The organism is Azospirillum sp. TSO5 (genome assembly GCF_003116065.1).
Classification (GTDB): domain Bacteria; phylum Pseudomonadota; class Alphaproteobacteria; order Azospirillales; family Azospirillaceae; genus Azospirillum.
The window spans coordinates 1-17,526 of record NZ_LGQY01000034.1 but is presented as its reverse complement, the minus strand read 5'-3'; the positions used below and the strand labels follow the sequence as shown (position 1 = coordinate 17,526).

The 17,526-nt window shown below is 68.2% G+C and carries 14 protein-coding genes; 10 read left to right on the top strand and 4 right to left on the bottom strand.

Annotated elements, in window-relative coordinates:
* The first annotated feature begins 4 nt into the window (after window positions 1–4).
* The gene (locus TSO5_RS10790) at window positions 5–5,116 is read left to right on the top strand and encodes an AAA family ATPase (protein ID WP_109151589.1); all 5,112 of its coding nucleotides are present in this window, start codon (window positions 5–7) and stop codon (window positions 5,114–5,116) included.
* Between the two features lie 106 nt (window positions 5,117–5,222).
* On the opposite strand, the gene TSO5_RS10785 is transcribed toward TSO5_RS10790, so the two are convergent.
* Together TSO5_RS10785 and TSO5_RS10780 are read right to left on the bottom strand one after the other, a co-directional pair.
* Complete coding sequence (locus tag TSO5_RS10785) at window positions 5,223–6,311, bottom strand: 4-oxalomesaconate tautomerase (protein WP_109151588.1); 1,089 nt, start codon at window positions 6,309–6,311, stop codon at window positions 5,223–5,225.
* 21 nt (window positions 6,312–6,332) lie between these two features.
* On the bottom strand, window positions 6,333–6,992 hold the full coding sequence (locus TSO5_RS10780; protein WP_199230850.1) for a TetR/AcrR family transcriptional regulator: 660 nt from the start codon (window positions 6,990–6,992) through the stop codon (window positions 6,333–6,335).
* Between the two features lie 213 nt (window positions 6,993–7,205).
* Here TSO5_RS10780 and TSO5_RS10775 point away from each other — a divergent pair, with 213 nt between their 5' ends.
* The 9 genes from TSO5_RS10775 (at window position 7,206) to TSO5_RS10735 (ending at window position 15,686) form a co-directional block, all read left to right on the top strand.
* On the top strand, window positions 7,206–7,955 hold the full coding sequence (locus TSO5_RS10775; protein WP_109151587.1) for a PIG-L deacetylase family protein: 750 nt from the start codon (window positions 7,206–7,208) through the stop codon (window positions 7,953–7,955).
* Window positions 7,952–8,662 carry a 4-carboxy-4-hydroxy-2-oxoadipate aldolase/oxaloacetate decarboxylase gene (locus tag TSO5_RS10770; protein ID WP_109151586.1) on the top strand — a complete coding sequence of 237 codons (711 nt, stop codon included), beginning with the start codon at window positions 7,952–7,954 and terminating at the stop codon, window positions 8,660–8,662. The genes TSO5_RS10775 and TSO5_RS10770 overlap by 4 nt, the downstream gene beginning before the upstream one ends.
* 60 nt (window positions 8,663–8,722) lie before the next feature.
* Window positions 8,723–9,910 (top strand): ABC transporter substrate-binding protein, encoded by a 1,188-nt coding sequence (locus TSO5_RS10765; protein ID WP_247870693.1) that lies wholly within the window; start codon window positions 8,723–8,725, stop codon window positions 9,908–9,910.
* A 30-nt stretch (window positions 9,911–9,940) separates the two neighbouring features.
* Complete coding sequence (locus TSO5_RS10760) at window positions 9,941–10,807, top strand: branched-chain amino acid ABC transporter permease (RefSeq protein WP_109151585.1); 867 nt, start codon at window positions 9,941–9,943, stop codon at window positions 10,805–10,807.
* 47 nt (window positions 10,808–10,854) lie between these two features.
* On the top strand, window positions 10,855–11,880 hold the full coding sequence (locus TSO5_RS10755; RefSeq protein ID WP_158282399.1) for a branched-chain amino acid ABC transporter permease: 1,026 nt from the start codon (window positions 10,855–10,857) through the stop codon (window positions 11,878–11,880).
* Window positions 11,880–12,635 (top strand): ABC transporter ATP-binding protein, encoded by a 756-nt coding sequence (locus TSO5_RS10750; protein WP_109151583.1) that lies wholly within the window; start codon window positions 11,880–11,882, stop codon window positions 12,633–12,635. Before TSO5_RS10755 ends, TSO5_RS10750 begins: the two co-directional genes overlap by 1 nt.
* Window positions 12,628–13,341, top strand: coding sequence for an ABC transporter ATP-binding protein (locus TSO5_RS10745; RefSeq protein ID WP_109151582.1), 714 nt, complete (start codon window positions 12,628–12,630; stop codon window positions 13,339–13,341). The genes TSO5_RS10750 and TSO5_RS10745 overlap by 8 nt, the downstream gene beginning before the upstream one ends.
* A 17-nt stretch (window positions 13,342–13,358) precedes the next feature.
* Window positions 13,359–14,270, top strand: coding sequence for a DUF1932 domain-containing protein (locus TSO5_RS10740; RefSeq protein ID WP_109151581.1), 912 nt, complete (start codon window positions 13,359–13,361; stop codon window positions 14,268–14,270).
* 123 nt (window positions 14,271–14,393) lie between these two features.
* Complete coding sequence (locus tag TSO5_RS10735; protein ID WP_109151580.1) at window positions 14,394–15,686, top strand: gallate dioxygenase; 1,293 nt, start codon at window positions 14,394–14,396, stop codon at window positions 15,684–15,686.
* Window positions 15,687–15,772: 86 nt separating this feature from the next.
* Here TSO5_RS10735 and TSO5_RS32690 read toward each other — a convergent pair whose 3' ends face one another.
* Both TSO5_RS32690 and TSO5_RS10730 read right to left on the bottom strand, forming a co-directional pair.
* Window positions 15,773–15,946: a hypothetical protein gene (locus TSO5_RS32690; RefSeq protein ID WP_158282398.1), complete on the bottom strand. Its 174-nt coding sequence runs from the start codon at window positions 15,944–15,946 to the stop codon at window positions 15,773–15,775.
* Window positions 15,947–16,283: 337 nt separating this feature from the next.
* Window positions 16,284–17,526: tetratricopeptide repeat protein (locus TSO5_RS10730; RefSeq protein WP_109151579.1), on the bottom strand; the 1,243-nt coding region annotated here is incomplete at its 5' end.

Genomic DNA, 17,526 nt, shown 5'->3' with positions numbered 1-17,526 from the left:
TCCGATGGCGTCCGGTATCGATCCTCTCCGGGACGGGGAAACACCTGCTCCCACCCGGCCCGCGGCACCGGCTGCGGAGTGGCTGGACGACGCCCGGCCCGAGCTGCTGGCCACCGACGGCAACCGCAGCCTGCTGCGGCTGACAGGAGCCGACGGCGTCAGCTGGCTGGCCGCGCGGGCCGGCTGGGCCAACGAGGCCGCCGGCCGGCAGATCGACCATGAGCTGAGCCTGAAATCCCTGCTGGAAGACGACTGGGCCCTGGTCCCGCTGGACTTGCGTCTGACCCGCGACGGACCGGCGCTGATCTACCCGGACGATGGCGGACAGCCCTTGTCCACCCTGCACAGGCCGCCCCTCGACCAGTTCCTGGAGGTCGCCGCCCAGGCCGCCGGGGCTCTTGCCGAGGCCCACCGGCGCCATCTGCTGCATGGCGCCCTGCATCCGCAGGCCCTGATCCTCACCCCGGCCGGGAAGGTCCGTCTGACCGGATTTCAGGCGGGACAGGCAGAGGGCGAGGCCGGACGGCGCCCCACCGCCTACACCGCACCGGAAACCGCCGGACCGGAAGGACAGCCGGGCGACGAGCGCAGCGACCTCTATTCGCTGGGCGTCGTGCTGTTCGGTCTGCTGACCGGCCGTCCGCCGCTGACCGGCGGGTCCGCCGCGCAATGGCTGCACGCCCATATGGCGGTGCGGCCGCCATCCCCCAGCAGCCTGCGTCCGGACGTGCCGCCGATGCTGGACGCGCTGATCCTGAAACTGATCGCCAAGGCGCCCGACGACCGCTATCAGACTGCCGCTTCGCTGGCCGAGGACCTGACGCGCTGCCTGCGGGACTGGTCCGCCCATCGGCACATCCCCGCCTTCGAACTGGCGCGGGCCGACCGCATCCGCCGGCTGGCGCCGCCCGATACCCTGCTGGGGCGGGAGGAGGAACTCGGCCGGCTGGGCGATGCCTATGGCCGTGCCGCGGCGGGCGGGCGGGGGCAGCTGGTCTTCATCGGCGGCGCCCCCGGATCGGGCAAATCCGCGCTGGTCGCCGGCTTTATGCGGCACCGGCTTCCGGCGGATGCCCGCATCGCCGCCGGCAAGACCGACCAGTATCAGCCTGCCGTCCCCTACGCCCCGGTGCTCCAGGCGTTGCGCCGGCTGGCGGCCGCGGTGGTCGCCGGTCCGCTGGAGGAGCTGGAGGCGTTGCGCGCCGGCTTGGCCGAACGGCTGGACGGGCAGCTGGCGCTTTTGCTCCACCTGTTGCCCGAGTTCGAGCCGGTGACCGGACCGGCCGCCCACATGCTGGACGATCCGTCGAGCCAGCAGCCGCTACGCATCCGCCGCATACTGACCGGCGTCCTGCAGGCCTTCGCCCGTCCCGGTGCGCCGGTCCTGCTGTTCCTGGACGACCTGCAATGGGCCGACGAGGCGACGCTGGCCTTCATTCGCGCCATCGCCGACAGTCCACCGCCGGGGCTTGTGGTGATCGCTGCCTATCGGGACACCAGCGCCGATATACGGCCGGGTTTCCTCGGTTTCCTGTCGGCCTTGCGGGATGACGCGACGGCACCGGCATGGATCGCCCTGCGGCCGATCGGCCCGCAGGCCACCGCCGCCCTGGTAACGGCGGTGCTGGACGAACCTGTCGACCGGGCGGAGGACCTGCTGCGGCTGATCGGCGAGAAGACCGGAGGCAACCCGCTGCACATCCTGCAGCTTCTCCGCACCCTGGCGGATGACGGGACGCTGCGCCACGACGCCGGCCGCTCGGCCTGGACATGGACGGCCGGAACGGCGGCCCTGCTGCCGGGCGGCGAGACGGTCACCGACCTGCTGGTCGTCCGGCTGCGTCGCTTGCCGGCCGCCAGCCGGACCGCGGTGCGGCTGCTGGCCTGCATCGGCAATAGCGCCGATGACCGGCTCCTCGCATCGGTCGCCGGCCTGCCGCCCGCCGCGGTGCAGGCCGCGCTCGCGCCTGCGGCGGCGGCGGGGCTGGTGCTGCACGGGGAGTCCGGCGGCTGGGTGCTGGTGCATGACCGCGTGCAGGAGGCCGCCTATGGGCTGACGCCGGTAGAGGACCGCCCGGCGCAGCATGCGGCCATCGCTGCGGCCATGCTGTCTCTGTGGCCCGACCGCGGTCCGGAGGAACTGTTCAGGATCGCCGCACAGATCGAGCTGTCATATGGCGCCCCGCTGTGTGCCGGGCGGGCCGATCAATTCGCCGGCACCCTGATCGACGCGGCGGGTCAGGCGATCGCCGCCGCCGCGCGCGGCCGGGCATTGACCTATCTGGCAGGCGCCGACCGCATCCTGGGGGAGGAGCGCTGGACCCGATCCTACCCGTTGGCATGGCGGGCGGCGGTGCTGACGGCCGAATGCCTGCTGGCGAACGGCGACGCGGCCGGGGCTGACCGTGCCATCGACGGGCTGTTCCGCCACGCCGACGGCGCCATCGACGGCGCCGAGGCGTACCGGCTGAAGGCGGCGCGGCTGACCGTGGCGTCGGATTTCCGCGGCGCGGTGCGGGTGGCGCTGGAAGGATTGGCGCAGCTGGGGATCGACCTGCCCACCGATCCGCCGCCGGGGGGGGGCGCCGCGACCTACGACAGGATCAAGCGCCTGCTGAACGGCCGTCCGGTTTCGGCCCTGGCCGACCTGCCGCCGATGGACAATCCGCGGATGGAAGCCGCCATGGCGCTGCTGACGGCGCTGGAGGCGGCTTTCTTCTACCCGTCGGCCGATCTGGTGCATCTTCAGCTCGCCACCATGGTGGAATTGACGCTGAAGCATGGCGTGACCGCCGCCTCGGCCCAGGGGATCGCGTGGTTCGGCGTCTCCCTGGCGACCGTCTTCGACGAGTATGTGGAAGGGTTCGCCTACGCCTCGGCGGCGCTGCAACTGGTGGACCGCCACGGCTTCGAACGCTATCGCACCCCGGTGCTGGTCGCGCTGGATCAGGTCAGCCCCTGGACACAGCCGCTGTCCTACGGCTTGGCCCACGTGCGCGAGGCCAAGAAGGTCGGGCACCAGTGCGCCGAGCTGCGCATGCTCTGCTACAGCTGCAACCACATCGTCTCCGACCTGCTGGCGATGGGGGAGCGGCTGTCGGCGGTGCGGGAGGAGACGGACCCGTTGATCGCCATAGCGCGGGACGCGGGATTCGACGACATCGTCGATCTGATGTCGACTCAGCAGGACTATGTGCAGTCGCTGCAGGAGGACGCCGGCCAGATGGTGGGCGCTTGGGAAGCCGCCTTCCAGGATCCCGCGACCGCACCGGGCCGCACGCCGATGTCGGCGCTGTATTTCTGGACCTGGCAGCTGCGCGGACAGGCGGCGCTCTACCACCGCGATTTCGCCCTGGCCCGGGCCAGCCTGTCACCAGCCTTCGGCATGACCTGGGCGGCACCGGCCCATATCTCCGTCGGCGAGCTGACCTTCTACAACGCCGTGCTGCACACCCAGGATCCTGGGACAGATCCCGCAGCGGCGCGGGACGAGGTGGCGCACTGCCGCCGACGGCTGGCCTTGTGGGCGGACATTAACCCGCTGACCTTCCGCAACAAGCTGGCCCTGGTCAATGCGGAGATGGCCAGACTGGACGGCCGCGACGTCGAGGCGATGCGGCTCTATGACGATTCCGCAGCGGCGGCGGCGGCGGCCGGCTTTTCCCATGAACAGGGACTGGCCCACGAGCTGGCCGGCCGCCATGCCCGGTCGCTGCAGCTTGGCTATGCCGCCCGCGACCAGCTGAGGCTGGCGTCTGCCGCCTACCGGCGCTGGGGGGCGTTGGCCAAGGTGAAGGGGCTGGAGGCGGAATTCCCCTTCCTGGCCGCCGACGGCCCCGCCGACGCCCGTCAGGGCATCGAGGATCTGGACATGGAGTTGGTGCTGAAGACGGCCCATGCCCTGTCGGAGGAGATCCTGCTGGACCGGCTGGTCGAGCGGCTGATGGTCAACATGATCGTCCATGCCGGTGCCCGGCGCGGTGCCCTGCTGCTGATGCGCGGAGACGAGCCGCGGGTGGAGGCGACGGCGACCGTGGTCGACAGCGACATCGTGGTCCGGCTGACCGACGACGTGCCGGCGGAGGATTGCGTGCCGGCCGCCGTCCTGCACACCGTGCTGCGCACCCGGCGGACGCTCTCATCCGGCGACGCGGCGACCGCCGGCGCGAAGGCGGGGTCGTTCCTTTGCCAGCCCCTGATCAAGCAGGGCCGGCTGGTCGGCGTCCTTTACCTGGAAAACGATCTTGCACTGAACGTCTTCACGCCGCGCAAGGCGGCGATGCTGGAGGTGCTGGCACCGCAGGCGGCCAATGCGCTGGAGGCGGCCCGGCTCTACACCGACCTGATGCTGGAGAATCGCCGCCGCCAGGAAATGGAGGCGGCCCTTCGCGTCGCGCGCGCCGATCTGGCGCGGGCAAGCCACCTGACGGTCATGGGCGAACTGGCGGCTTCCATCACCCACGAGATCAGCCAGCCGCTCGCCGGCATCGTCGCCAGCGCCGGCGCCAGCCTGCGCTGGCTGAGGGCCCCCACTCCCGACGTGGCGGAGGCTTTGTCGAACCTGGAGGACATCCGCACCGCCGGCCTGCGCGTCGCCGATATCCTGCGCGCGCTGCGGTCGCTTGCGAAGCAGGCCCCCCTGGTGCTGGAGCCGCTGTCCGTCGATCCCCTGGTGGAGGAGGTGCTGACCCTGACCGCCGATGAGATCGGCAAGCGCGGCGTCCGCCTGACCGCCGATCTCCGCAGCGACGGCGTCCAGGTGCGGGGCGACCGCACACAGCTGCAGCAGGTGGTGCTGAATCTCGTCACCAATGCGCTGGATTCCATGGCCGGCCATGGCGGACAGCGCGAGCTTCTGGTCGAAAGCCGGGTGACCGACGGCGTGCTCGCGGTCAGCATCGGCGACACCGGCAGCGGCATTTCCCCCGAGATCCTGGCGCGGATCTTCGATCCCTTCTTCACCACCAAGGACAGCGGCATGGGAATGGGACTGTCCATCTGCCGCTCGGTCATGTCCGCCCATGGCGGGGCTCTGTCGGCGGACAGTGACAGCGGCGGCAGCCGCTTCACCTTCACCCTGCCCGTCGCTGCGGACGGCAGTGTCACGTTCACCTGAACGAGGCGGGAGTTCAGGTATACCAGCGACTTGGAAGGGTGACTGGTAACCGCTGGAACTCCGGGTCAGCGCGTGACTGCCACGAACACGCTCCGAGCCATGTCGGTCAAGCTTGGGCCGCAGGTGTAACGAACACGGTCCCGTCCATCAGCAGCCGCGCCGTCCGCACCAGGGCTGCGCGGCGCAGCTTGAAGCCCACGGCGGCGGTATCGATCTCAAGCGCCACCGTCAGCCGGCCCGACGGATGCTCCACATCGCAGAGCTTGGACGGCCCCGGCGGAACCGCCGCCAGCGCGTGGGCCGACGATCCGTCCAGCAGGCAGGCCGTCGCCACCGTCACCGCGCCCAGCACGCCGATGGAGGCATGCAGGCTGAAAGGCGTGAAGGTCCGGGTGCAAATCATTCCGCCGTCGCGCGGCGGCGCCACCAGCGTCAGCTTCGGCACCGTCTGCGCCCGCACGTCCCCCAGCCCCATCAGCGGCCCGGCGGCAAGCCGGATCCTTTCCAGCCGTTCCTTCAAGGCAGCATCGCCTTCCAGCGCGTCGGCATCCTCGTAACCGGTCAGGCCGAGGGCGGAGGCCGGCAGGATGACCACCGGCATGCCGTTGTCGATCAGGGTACAAGGTACGCCATCGATCTCGTCCATCGTCCGCCCGGTCGGCAGCAGCGCGCCGCAGGCCGACCCTTCCGTGTCGAGGAAGGCCTGGGTCACCGGCGCATGGGTTCCCGGCACGCCGTCGATGGCGACATCGCCGTCATAGCGCACGCGCCCGCCCGGCGTTTCCACCGTCACCTCCGCCTTACTGTCTGAATTGACCATATAGACGCGCACGGTGGTGCGCTCTCCGGCCGGCCGCATCAGCCCTCGTTCAATGGCAAAGGGGGCGACGCCGGCCAGGATGTTGCCGCAATTCTGCTTGTCGGAGACGATCGGCTTGTCCGGCACGATCTGCAGGAACAGGTAATCGACGTCGCAGTCCGGCCGTTGCGAGCGGGACACCACCGCAACCTTGCTGGTCAGCGGATGCGCCCCGCCGATGCCGTCGATCTGGCGCGGGTCGGGCGAGCCGAGTGCCGCCAGCAGGATGCGGTCGCGGGCGGCCGGGTCGTCCGGCAAGTCCGACGCCAGGAAATAGGCGCCCTTCGAGGTGCCGCCGCGCATCAGCGCGCAGCGGATGCCGATCTGCTCGGTCATCGTCTCAAGCTCCCTAATCAGTCAGGGCGCGGGATCGCTCCCCGCCGGCGCGCGAAAGGCGGCGACGGCGGCGCGGACGATCTGAACCAGCGCCTCTTCGGTGTTTTCGCCATTCGCCTCCCCGTCCGACAGGCGGGTCACCCGCCACGGGTTGATCAGCGTGTAGCTGACCGCCCCCAGCAGGAAATGCGTGCGCCAGACGATGTCGGCCCGCGGCAGATGCGGCAGGCAGGCCTGAAGCGCGTCGATGAAGGCGAGATTGATGGGGTTGAAGGTCTCCGCGATGATCTTTTGCGCCTCTTCGTGACGCTCCGCCATCACCACGGCGCGCAGCCGGGCGAAGCGGGCACCGCCGCCGATGCTGCCCTCCGTCTGCGACAGCGACGGCAGGATGAAGGCGCGCACGATCGCCTCCAGCCGGTCGTCGGGATCGCGGATACGCTGCGCCTCCGTCAGCAATTCCTGCCGGCGCCGGTTCATCGGGCCGGAGTGGCGTTCGTAGATCGCGCGCAGCAGCCCGTCCTTCGAGCCGAAATGATAGCTGATGCTGCCGAGATTGGCGCCCGAGGCCTGGGCGATCTCCCGCATCGACACCGCACGGAAGCCGTTCTTGGAGAACAGATCTTCCGCGGCGTCGAGGATCGCCTCCCTCATCGAGTTCTGGCGTTGCGCGGGCAGCACGGCATCGACCTCCGGATCGGATGGAGCGGAACAACTGCCGCCATCCTACCGCCATTTGGTCGTCCGTACAAATAATTTGAACGACGCATCTGGCCGATTGTACGTCCGTCAAATTCATGTTGACACAGGACTGCGGCGGTGCCTAGCATTTGTACGCCCGTCCAAATACGGCGGTCATCCAACCAAACCCCCGAACCACAGGCGCACACCGCCATGAGCACGCAATCGCAAAAGGGCGCGCTGGTCGTCAGCGCGCATCCGGGAGACTTCGTCTGGCGCGCCGGTGGCGCCATCGCCCTGCACGCCAGACGCGGCTACCGCGTCAAGATCGTCTGTCTGTCCTATGGCGCCCGTGGCGAAAGCCAGGGTGCGTGGAAGCAGCCGGGCGCTACGCTGGAGGCGGTGAAGCGCCAGCGCCATGACGAGGCCCTGCGTGCCGCCGAAATCCTGGGCGCCGAGATCGAGTTCTTCGATACGGAGGATTATCCGCTGGCGCTGAACCGCGAGATGCTGGACCGGCTGGTCGACATCTATCGCGACGTCCAGCCGGCCTTCGTCCTGACCCATGCGGCGGCCGACCCCTACAACTACGACCATCCCGACGCCGCCCGCTTCGCCCAGCAAGCCCGCATCATCGCCCAGGCCGCCGGCCACGATCCCGGCGCGAAGACGCTCGGCGCCCCGCCGGTCTTCCTGTTCGAGCCGCACCAGCCCGAACAGTGCGACTTCAAGCCGAACGTCATCCTGAACATCGACGAGGTTTGGGACATCAAGCGCAAGGCGTTCGAGACGCTGCCGGCCCAGACGCATCTGTGGGACTACTACACCCGCGTGGCGCTCCAGCGCGGCGCCCAGGGCGGCCGCAACGCCGGACGCGGCGCCACCTATGGCACCAAGCAGGGCATGACCCACGGCGAAGCCTACCAGCGCGTCTTCCCGATGGTGCTGGAGGAGCTGGCATGATCCCGACCAAACTCGGCGTCGTCGTCCGCAGCATCGACCGCGCCGATGGCGCGGCGGTCGAAAGCCTCGCCACGCTCGGCGTCTCCACCGTGCACGAGGCGATGGGGCGGCTGGGGCTGATGAAGACCTACATGCGCCCGGTCTGGCCGGGGGCGCGGGTCGCCGGCACCGCCGTCACCGTGCTGGCCCAACCCGGCGACAACTGGATGCTGCATGTGGCGGTGGAACAGTGCCGCCCCGGCGACATCCTTGTGGTCGGCGTCACCACCGACAACACCGACGGCATGTTCGGCGACCTGCTGGCGACCTCGCTGATGGCGCGGCAGGTGCGCGGGCTGGTGATCGACGCCGGCTGCCGCGACGTGGCCAGCCTGCAGGAGATGGGCTTCCCGGTCTGGTCGCGGGCGGTTTCGGCGAAGGGCACCGTCAAGGCGACTCTCGGCTCCGTCAACATTCCGGTGGTCTGCGCCGGGGCACTGGTCAATCCGGGCGACGTGATCGTCGCCGACGATGACGGCGTCGTCGTGGTCCCGGCCTCGCGCGCTGCGGACGTGGCTGCCCTGGGCCAGAAGCGCTCGGCGAATGAAGAGGACAAGCGCAAGCGCCTCGCGTCCGGCGAACTGGGCCTGGACATGTACAGCATGCGCCCGGCGCTGGCCGAGGCGGGGCTGGTCTATGTCGACCGGCTGGAGGAGTTGCGGCGCTGACGCGCTTTTTCGCCCCTATCCAAAACACCCACAACAAAGTCCCTGGGAGGACCCACCACAATGACCAGTTTCCGCACCCTCACCCTCGGCACCGCCATGGCCGCCGCCGCCCTGCTGCCGATGGCGGGCAGCGCCGATGCCAAAGCCTACAAGGTCGGTCTGATCGCCTCGCTGTCCGGCCCGACCGCCTCGCTCGGCCAGCAGATCGAGCGCGGGGCGCGGCTCTACGAACAGCTGCACAAGAACGACCTCGGCGACGACACGGTCGAACTGGTCGTGCGCGACGACACCGGCCCGGCCCCCGACGTCGCCAAGCGGCTGGCGCAGGAGCTGGTGGTGCGCGACCACGTCGACTTCCTGGCCGGCATCATCTTCACGCCGAACGCCAACGCCATCGCCCCGATCGCCACCCAGGCGAAGGTGCCCTTCGTCATCATGAACGCCGCCGCGTCCGCGACGACGAAGGCCTCGCCCTACATCGTCCGCGTGTCGCAGACCATCCCGCAATTCACCCAGCCGCTGGCGCAGTGGGCGTCCAAGCAGGCCGACATCAAGACCGTCTACACGCTGGTTTCCGACTACGCCCCCGGCATCGAAGCCGAAGAGGCCTTCACCGCCGGCTTCAAGGGCGACGGCAAATCGGTCGTGCAATCGGTCCGCGTGCCGGTCCAGAGCCCCGATTTCGTCCCCTTCCTGCAGAAGGTGAAGGACGCCAAGCCCAACGCGCTCTATGTCTTCCTGCCCGGCGGCACCCAGTCGACCGCGCTGATGAAGGCGTACCAAAGCCTGGGCCTGAAGGAGGCCGGCATCCGCCTGATCGGCTCCGGCGAGGTGACGGTGGAGGACGAGCTGCCCAACATGGGCGATGCGGCGCTGGGCGTGGTCACCGGCTTCCATTATTCCACCGCGCATGACGGCAAGGCCAACGCCGACTTCCTGAAGGCGTGGCAGGCCGCCTATGGCGCCGACAGCACGCCGACCTTCATGGCCGTCGGCGGCTATGACGGCATGGCCGCCATTCACCACGCCATCAAGGCGATGAAGGGCAAGGGTGACGGCAAAGCCGCCGTGGACGCCATGAGCCACTGGAGCGCCGAAAGCCCGCGCGGCCCCGTCTCCATCGATCCGGAGACCCGCGACATCGTGCAGAACATCTACATCCGCCGGGTGGAGAAGGTGAACGGCACGCTGCGCAACGTCGAGTTCGAGACCTTCGCCGCGGTGAAGGATCCGGGCAAGGCCAAGTAACACCGCTCTTGAAAAAGGGAGTGCGGCCCCGTGATCACGGCTGCTCTGACCATCCTGTTCCACGGCCTCGCCTTCGCGATGGTCCTCTACATCGTCTCCGTCGGGCTCGGCATCACCATGGGCCTGATGAACTTCGCCAACCTCGCCCATGGCGCCTTCGCCGCGGCCGGCGGCTATGTGGTCGTCATGGCAACCCGGTCGCTGGGGCTGCCATTCTGGATCGCCCTGCCGGCCGCCTTCGTCACGGTGGCGCTGGCCGGGGCGGTGGTCGAGCGGCTGGTGGTCCGCACCCTCTACGGCGCCGACGAACTGCGGCAGGTGCTGTTCTCCATCGCCCTGCTGTTCATGGCCATCGCCGGCTTCACGCTGGCCTTCGGCCCACTGCAGCAGCAGCCGGAGATCCCGGCGGCCCTGTCGGGTCAGGTGACGCTGGGCGGGATTGACTTCCCGGCCTACCGCGCCTTCGTCATCGTCGCCGGCGTCGCCATCCTGGCTGCGCTGTGGCTGCTGATCGGCCGCACCCGCATGGGCATGCGCATCCGGGCGGCGGTGGACAACCGCAACATGGCGGAGGCCGTCGGCGTCGACACCCGACTGCTGTTCACCCTGACCTTCGCGCTCGGCACCGGCATCGCCGGGCTCGGCGGCGGCATCGGTGCCGACGTGCTGTCGATCACGCCGACCTACGGGCAGGAATATCTGGTGCTGTTCCTGATCGTCGTCGCGGTCGGCGGGCTGGGCTCCATCTTCGGCCCCTTCCTGGCGGCGCTGTGCATCGGTGTCGTCGATGTGGCCGGCAAGTACCTGATCCCGGAATTCGGCGCCTTCTTCATCTACGGCGTCGTCATCGCCATCCTGCTGGCGAAGCCGGCCGGCTTCTTCGGCGTGCGGAGCTGAGCCCCATGGAACGACCGATGTCCCGGCCAATCCCAAGGAACGAACCTGTGAAAAGCCTCTCCGTCTCCTACCAGGGCGCTGCTGCGCCCTCCACATGGCGGGGGCTGGCGATGGGCCGGGGCGGCAGCGACCTCGTCATCGCCGTCCTGCTCGGCCTCGGCGCGCTTGCCACCCTGCTGTTCGGCGAGGCCTATTGGCTGCTCGCCGCCCAGGTCGCCATCACCATGATCTTCGCGCTGTCGGTCGATCTGCTGGTCGGCTTCGCCGGGATCGTCACGCTCGGCCATGCCGTCTTCTTCGGGCTGGGCGCCTATGCGGTCGGCATCGCATCCGTCCAACTCGGCTGGACGGAGCCGCTGTCCGCCCTGCTGCTGGCCGGCGCGGTCTCGGCCCTGCTGGGGGCGGCCACCGGCGTCCTGGTTCTGCGCACCCGCGGGCTGGGTCAGCTGATGCTGACGATGGCCTTTGCGTCGCTGGTCTACGAGATCGCCAACCGGGCGAAGCCGCTGACCGGCGGCGCCGACGGGTTGCAGGGCATGATCATCTCCCCCGTCGCCGGCCTGTTCGAGTTCGACATCTTCGGCCTGACCGCCTTCCTCTACACGCTGGCGGTTCTGATCGTCATCGTGGTCTTCGCCGTGCTGATGACGCGGTCGCCCTATGGCCGCTCACTAGTCGGCATCCGCGAGAACCGGGTGCGCATGCAGGCCATCGGCACCGGCGTGCAGCGCCGGCTGCTGTCGATCTACATCGTCTCCGCCGCACTGGCCGGCATCGCCGGGGCGCTGCTGGCCCAGACATCGCAGTTCGTCGGTCTCAACGTCCTGCATTTCAGCCTGTCGGGCGAGATCCTGATCATCGTGGCGCTGGGCGGCGCCGGCAGGTTGTGGGGCGCCCTGCTGGGGGCCGTGGTCTTCACCCTGTTCAAGGATCGGCTGTCGGCGCTCGACCCCGCCTACTGGTACTTCTGGCTCGGCCTGCTGCTGGCGGTGATCGTGCTGTTCGCGCCGAAGGGGCTGATCGGTCTGGTGGATCGTTTGATGACCCTGTTCCGCTCGAAGGAGGCCGCGTGATGGCCGCAGCAATCCTGGAAACCCGCGCACTCCAGAAGAATTTCGGCGCGCTGACCGTCGCGCAGACCATCGACTTCTCGCTGGAGCCCGGCACCTTCGAGGCGCTGATCGGCCCCAACGGCGCCGGCAAGAGCACCTTCGTCAACCTGCTGACCGGCCTCGTCCCGCCGACCTCCGGCTCCGTCATCCTCGACGGCGAGGACGTTACCGCGCTGTCCATCGAGGCGCGGGTGAAGCGCGGCCTCGTCCGCACCTTCCAGATCAACACGCTGTTCAACAACCTGACGGTGGCGGAGAACGTTATCCTGGCGCTGGACGAGTTCCACGGCCAGGGCTGGCGTCCGCTGCCCAGCCCGTCGCACCGCCGCCTGATCCGCGACGAAGCCTATGAGATCCTCGGCCGCCTCGGCCTCGACCCCTGGGGCAACCGCGAGGTGCGGGAGTTGCCCTACGGCCGCCAGCGGCTGGTGGAGATCGCCATCGCGCTGGCCCTGCGGCCGAAGGTGCTGCTGCTCGACGAACCGGCCGCCGGCATCCCGTCGACGGAGACCGGCACGGTGATCGAGGTGCTGGAGAACCTCGCCAGCGATCTCGCTGTGCTGATCATCGAACATGACATGGACCTCGTTTTCCGCTTTGCCCAGCGTATCACCGTGCTGGTGCAGGGCGCCGTGCTGGCCCGCGGCACGCCGGACGAGATCGCCAACAACGAGACGGTGAAGTCCGTCTATCTGGGGGAGGGCATCCATGCCTGAGGCGCTGTCCCTGTCGAACGTCCGCGCCGGCTATGGCGCCACCGTGGTGCTGGAGGATCTCAGCTTCGACCTGTCGGTCGGCGGCAAGCTGTCGATCATCGGCCGCAACGGTGTCGGCAAGACCACCCTGCTCGCCACCATCATGGGTCTGACCCGCCTGCATGCCGGCCGCATCGGCCTTGGCGGCATCGACATCGCAACGCTGCGGCCCAACCGCCGCGCCCATGCCGGCATCGGCTTCGTCCCCCAGCAACGCGAGATCTTCCCCTCCCTGACGGTGGAGGAGAATCTGCTCGTCGGCCTGCGCCCCGGCGCCTGGACGTTGGAGCGCATCTACGACCTGTTCCCCCGCCTGCAGCAGCGCCGGACCAACATGGGCAACCAACTGTCGGGCGGCGAGCAGCAGATGCTGGCCTTCGGCCGCGCGCTGCTGACGAACCCCAGCCTGCTGCTGCTGGACGAACCCTTCGAAGGGCTGGCCCCGGTGATCGTGGAGCAGCTGTTCCATGCGCTGCTGCGCCTGCGCGACGAGGGCAACCTGTCCATCATCATGGTGGAGCAGCATGCCAAGCTGGCGCTCGCCTTCGCCCCGCGCACCATGGTGATGAGCCGTGGCCGCATCGCTTTCGACGGCGCCAGCCAAGCCCTGATCGACGATCCCGCCAAGCTCGACGCCCTCTGCGGCATCGGCGGCGCCCTGCACTGAGCCACCGGGACACCAGAATGAGCAACCCGACCCCTGCCCCCATCATCGCCTTCATCGGCTTCGGCGAAGCCGCCCAGGCCTTCACCCGCGGCTGGCGCTCGCGCGGTCCCGTCACCGTTCTCGCCTACGACATCCTGTTCGATGACCCGGCTCATGCCGAAGCCAAGCGCGCCGAATGCCGTGCCCTGGACGTGGAGCCGGTCGCCGGCGCCGCCGAGGCCGCGGCGAAGGCCGATATGGTCATCTCCGCCGTCACCGCAGATCAGGTGTTGACCGCGGCGGACAGCGTGCTGCCGGGTGTGCATCCGGGCCTGCTGTGGCTCGACATCAACTCCGCCGCCCCTTTCCGCAAGGCGGACGCGGCGGATCGGATGGCTGCGCACGGCGCCGGCACGGTGGACGTGGCGGTGATGGCGCCGGTACATCCCCGCCTGCACCAGACGCCGCTGCTCATCAGCGGTCCGGCTGCAGCGAAGGCGGCCCCGATCCTGACGGCGCTCGGCATGACGTTCGAGCTGGTGTCGGAGCGGACGGGCGACGCCTCCACCATCAAGATGATCCGCAGCATCGCCATCAAGGGCTTCGAGAGCGTGACGATGGAATGCGTCACCGCCGCGGTGAAGCTGGGGATCGAGGACCGCATCATCCCGTCGGTCGCCTCGTCGCTGTCCAACATCGACTTCGCCGACCTCGCCGACCACGTGATGGAACGGGTCGTCGTCCACGGAAAGCGTCGCGCCGCCGAAATGCGCGAGGTTGCGGCGACGCTGGACCATGCCGGCGTCAGCAGCCTCCTCCCCACCGCCACCGCCGCCCACCAGCAATGGGTCTCCGACCTGGGCGTGAAGGAGCGCTTCGGCGGCGAGGTGCCGAACGATGCGCGACGCATTGCGCGCGAGGTTCTGGCGGCGATTGCGGAGCGGGGGTGAAGGGGCGTTTGCCCCCCATCTGGTCAGACCCCACCTAACCTCCCCCGTCCAGCGGGGGAGGGTCGGGGTGGGGGCAAGCGAAACAACCACTCACAAAAACCAACCACCCCCGAGGAGGACAACGTGGCACGCATTATAGGGTCGATCGCGACCTCTCACACCCCGACCATCGGTTTCGCCTTCGACCGCCAGAAGCAGGACGATCCCGTCTGGGCACCGATCTTCGCAGCCTATGAACCCGTCCGTGAATGGCTGGCCGAAAAGCAGCCGGACGTGCTGTTCTTCGTCTACAACGACCATGTCACCTCCTTCTTCTTCGACCATTACTCGGCCTTCACACTGGGCATCGGCCAGTCCTACCAGGTCGCCGACGAGGGCGGCGGGGCGCGGGCGCTGCCCCCGGTGAAGGGGCATGCGGAACTCGCCCGCCACATCGGCACCTCACTGATGGCGGACGAGTTCGACATGTCCTTCTTCCAGGAACGGCCGCTCGACCATGGCTGTTTCTCGCCGCTGTCGATGCTGCTGCCGCACGAACCGGACTGGCCGGTTCCCATCGTGCCGTTGCAGGTCGGCGTGCTGCAGTTCCCGATTCCGACTGCTTTGCGCTGCTACAAGATGGGCCAAGCTCTGCGCCGTGCCATCGAAAGCTATCCGGAGGATCTGAAGGTGGTGATCGTCGCCACCGGCGGCTTGTCGCATCAGGTCCATGGCGAGCGCGCCGGCTTCAACAATGTCGAATGGGACGCCCGTTTCCTGGAGATGGTCGAAAAGGACCCGGAGGCGCTGACCCGCATGACTCACGCCGATTTCGCCCGTCTCGGTGGGCTCGAGGGGGCGGAGGTCATCATGTGGCTGGTGATGCGCGGGGCGATGTCGGCGACGGTGCGCAAGATTCATCAGACCTATTACCTACCTTCGATGACCGGCATCGCCACCGTCATCTACGAGAACGAGGCCATCGATCCGCCGGCCGACATCGTCGGCGCGCATCGCGCCCACATGGCCCGTCAGCTGGCCGGCGCCGAGGATCTCGCCGGCACCTATCCCTTCACCCACGCCACCAGCGCCAAGGCCTACCGCCTCAACCGCTTCCTGCACCGGATGGTGGAGCCGGCGCACCGTGCCCGCTTCCTCGCCGATCCGGAAGCCGCCTTCGAAGAAGCCGGCCTGACGGAGGAGGAGTGCCGGCTGGTCCGCGACCGCGACTGGCGCGGCATGATCCATTACGGCGTGATCTTCTTCATGTTGGAAAAGCTGGGGGCGGTGGTCGGCACCTCCAACCTGCACATCTACGCAGCCATGCGCGGTGAATCGCTGGAGGAGTTCCAGAAGACGCGCAACGCACCCGGCGCTCTCTATTCCGTAGCCGGCAAGGATGCCGCGGCGCTGGCCTGGGACAAGGAAAAGAACTGACCCACCCTCGTGGGCACTGTTAACCTGTAGGTCCGCTCAGTAGTGGTAAGCGCGGTTTGACCAAGACTGTCCTATGGATGGAGTGATCACGCGGCCAGCGGCGCGCCGACCATCTCGACACAGACGGCGAAATCCCGAACTCGAGCGGCACGCTGGTCGGAAGCGGGGCGATGATCGCGACGGAGGTGGATGAGGTTGTTGATCGGGTCGTGGATGGACAGGAAGCGCTGCACCTGCCGAGATGCCTTGAAGCACTTCATCTGCCGCTCGCGTCCTCGGGTCGGCTGATGTCAGTTCTTCGCCCGGTTGTTGATCCCCTTGTTGGCGCTACTCACACCCGACCGTCAGGTCCTAATCAAGCGAAGCGGCGGGACATCACGCCCGACCGGCCGGAAAAATGCGGACAGCAAAAAGCCCGCTCTCCTTGCGGAGGCGGGCTTTTTGTTGATTTGGTTGCGGGGGCGCGCAACCGGCTTTATTTGCTGCTCTCAGCGGAGCGCCTGCCCTTGAGCCGGTAAGCTCAAATCAGGGGCAGGATTTGGCCTTTACCGAACGCGCGTTCGACGCAGAGAAGTAGGCCGACGCGCCTTAATCAAATCAGCCTCCGACGGACCCGGAGTGGTTTAGTTCTTCCAACAGTTGGGCCGCAGCATCGAGATTGCCCTGAGCCCGGTAGAGGGAAGCCAAGTTGTTAAGGCCGTGGGCGATGTACGGGTGTCCGGGTGGCAAGGCTTGGCGCCAGATGGCCAGGGCCTCCTCAAAGAGGGGCTGTGCCTCAGAGAGCCGGTCCTGATCTTGGTAAAAGCGAGCCAGGTTGTTGAGACTCTGGGCAATATCCGGGTGCCCGGGCGGCAGGGCACGGCGGCGAATAGCCAGAGCTTCCTCGTACAGCGGCTGCGCCTCGGACAGCCGGCCCAGGTCTTGGCAGAGGCAGGCTAGGCAGTTGAGACTCTGGGCAATGTCCGGGTGCCCGGGCGGCAGGGCACGGCGGCGAATGGCCAGAGCTTCCTCGTACAGCGGCTGCGCCTCGGACAGACGGCCCAGGTCGTGGTAGAGACCGGCCAGATTGATCAGGCCGGCGGCCATGTCTGGATGCTCGCGCGGCAGTGCTTGGCGGAAGATGGCCAGAACCTCCTCCAACAAAGGCTGCGCCGCCTCCAAGTTGCCCTCAGCCCTGTAGAGCAGGGCCAAGTTATTGAGGCCAATGGCGGTGTCAAGGTGACCGGGGGGCAGAACTTGGCGGTGGATGACCAAAGCCTCCTCGAAGAGGCGACGCGCCTCAGGCAATTGGTCTTGAGCTTGGTAGAGAACGGCTAGGTTGTTGAGGCTTAGGGCGATGTCTGGGTGCCCGGGCGGCAGGGCACGGCGGCGGAGGACCAGCGCCTCCTCGTACAGCGGCTGCGCCTCGGACAACCGGCCCTGGGCTTGGTAGATGGAAGCTAGGTTATTGAGGCCGCTGGAAATATCCGGGTGCCCGGGCGGCAGGGCACGGCGGAAAATAGCCAGAGCCTCGTCCGACAGCGACTCCGCCTCGGCGAGCCGGCCCTGGGCCTCGTAGAGGGAGGCCAGGTTGTCGAGGCTGATGGCAACGTCCGGGTGGCTAGGCGGCAGGGCTTGCCGGCGGACGGTTAGGGCCTCCTCATACAGCGGCTGCGCCTCGGACAACCGGCCCTGGACTTGGTAAAGGGAAGCCAAGTTGTTGAGACTGCTGGCAATGTCCGGGTGCCCGGGCGGTCGGGCACGGCGGAAAATAGCCAGGGCCTCCTCATACAGTGGCTCGGCCTTAGTAAGCCCGCCTTGGGCTTTGTAGAGGAGGGCCAAGTTGTTGAGACTTAGGGCA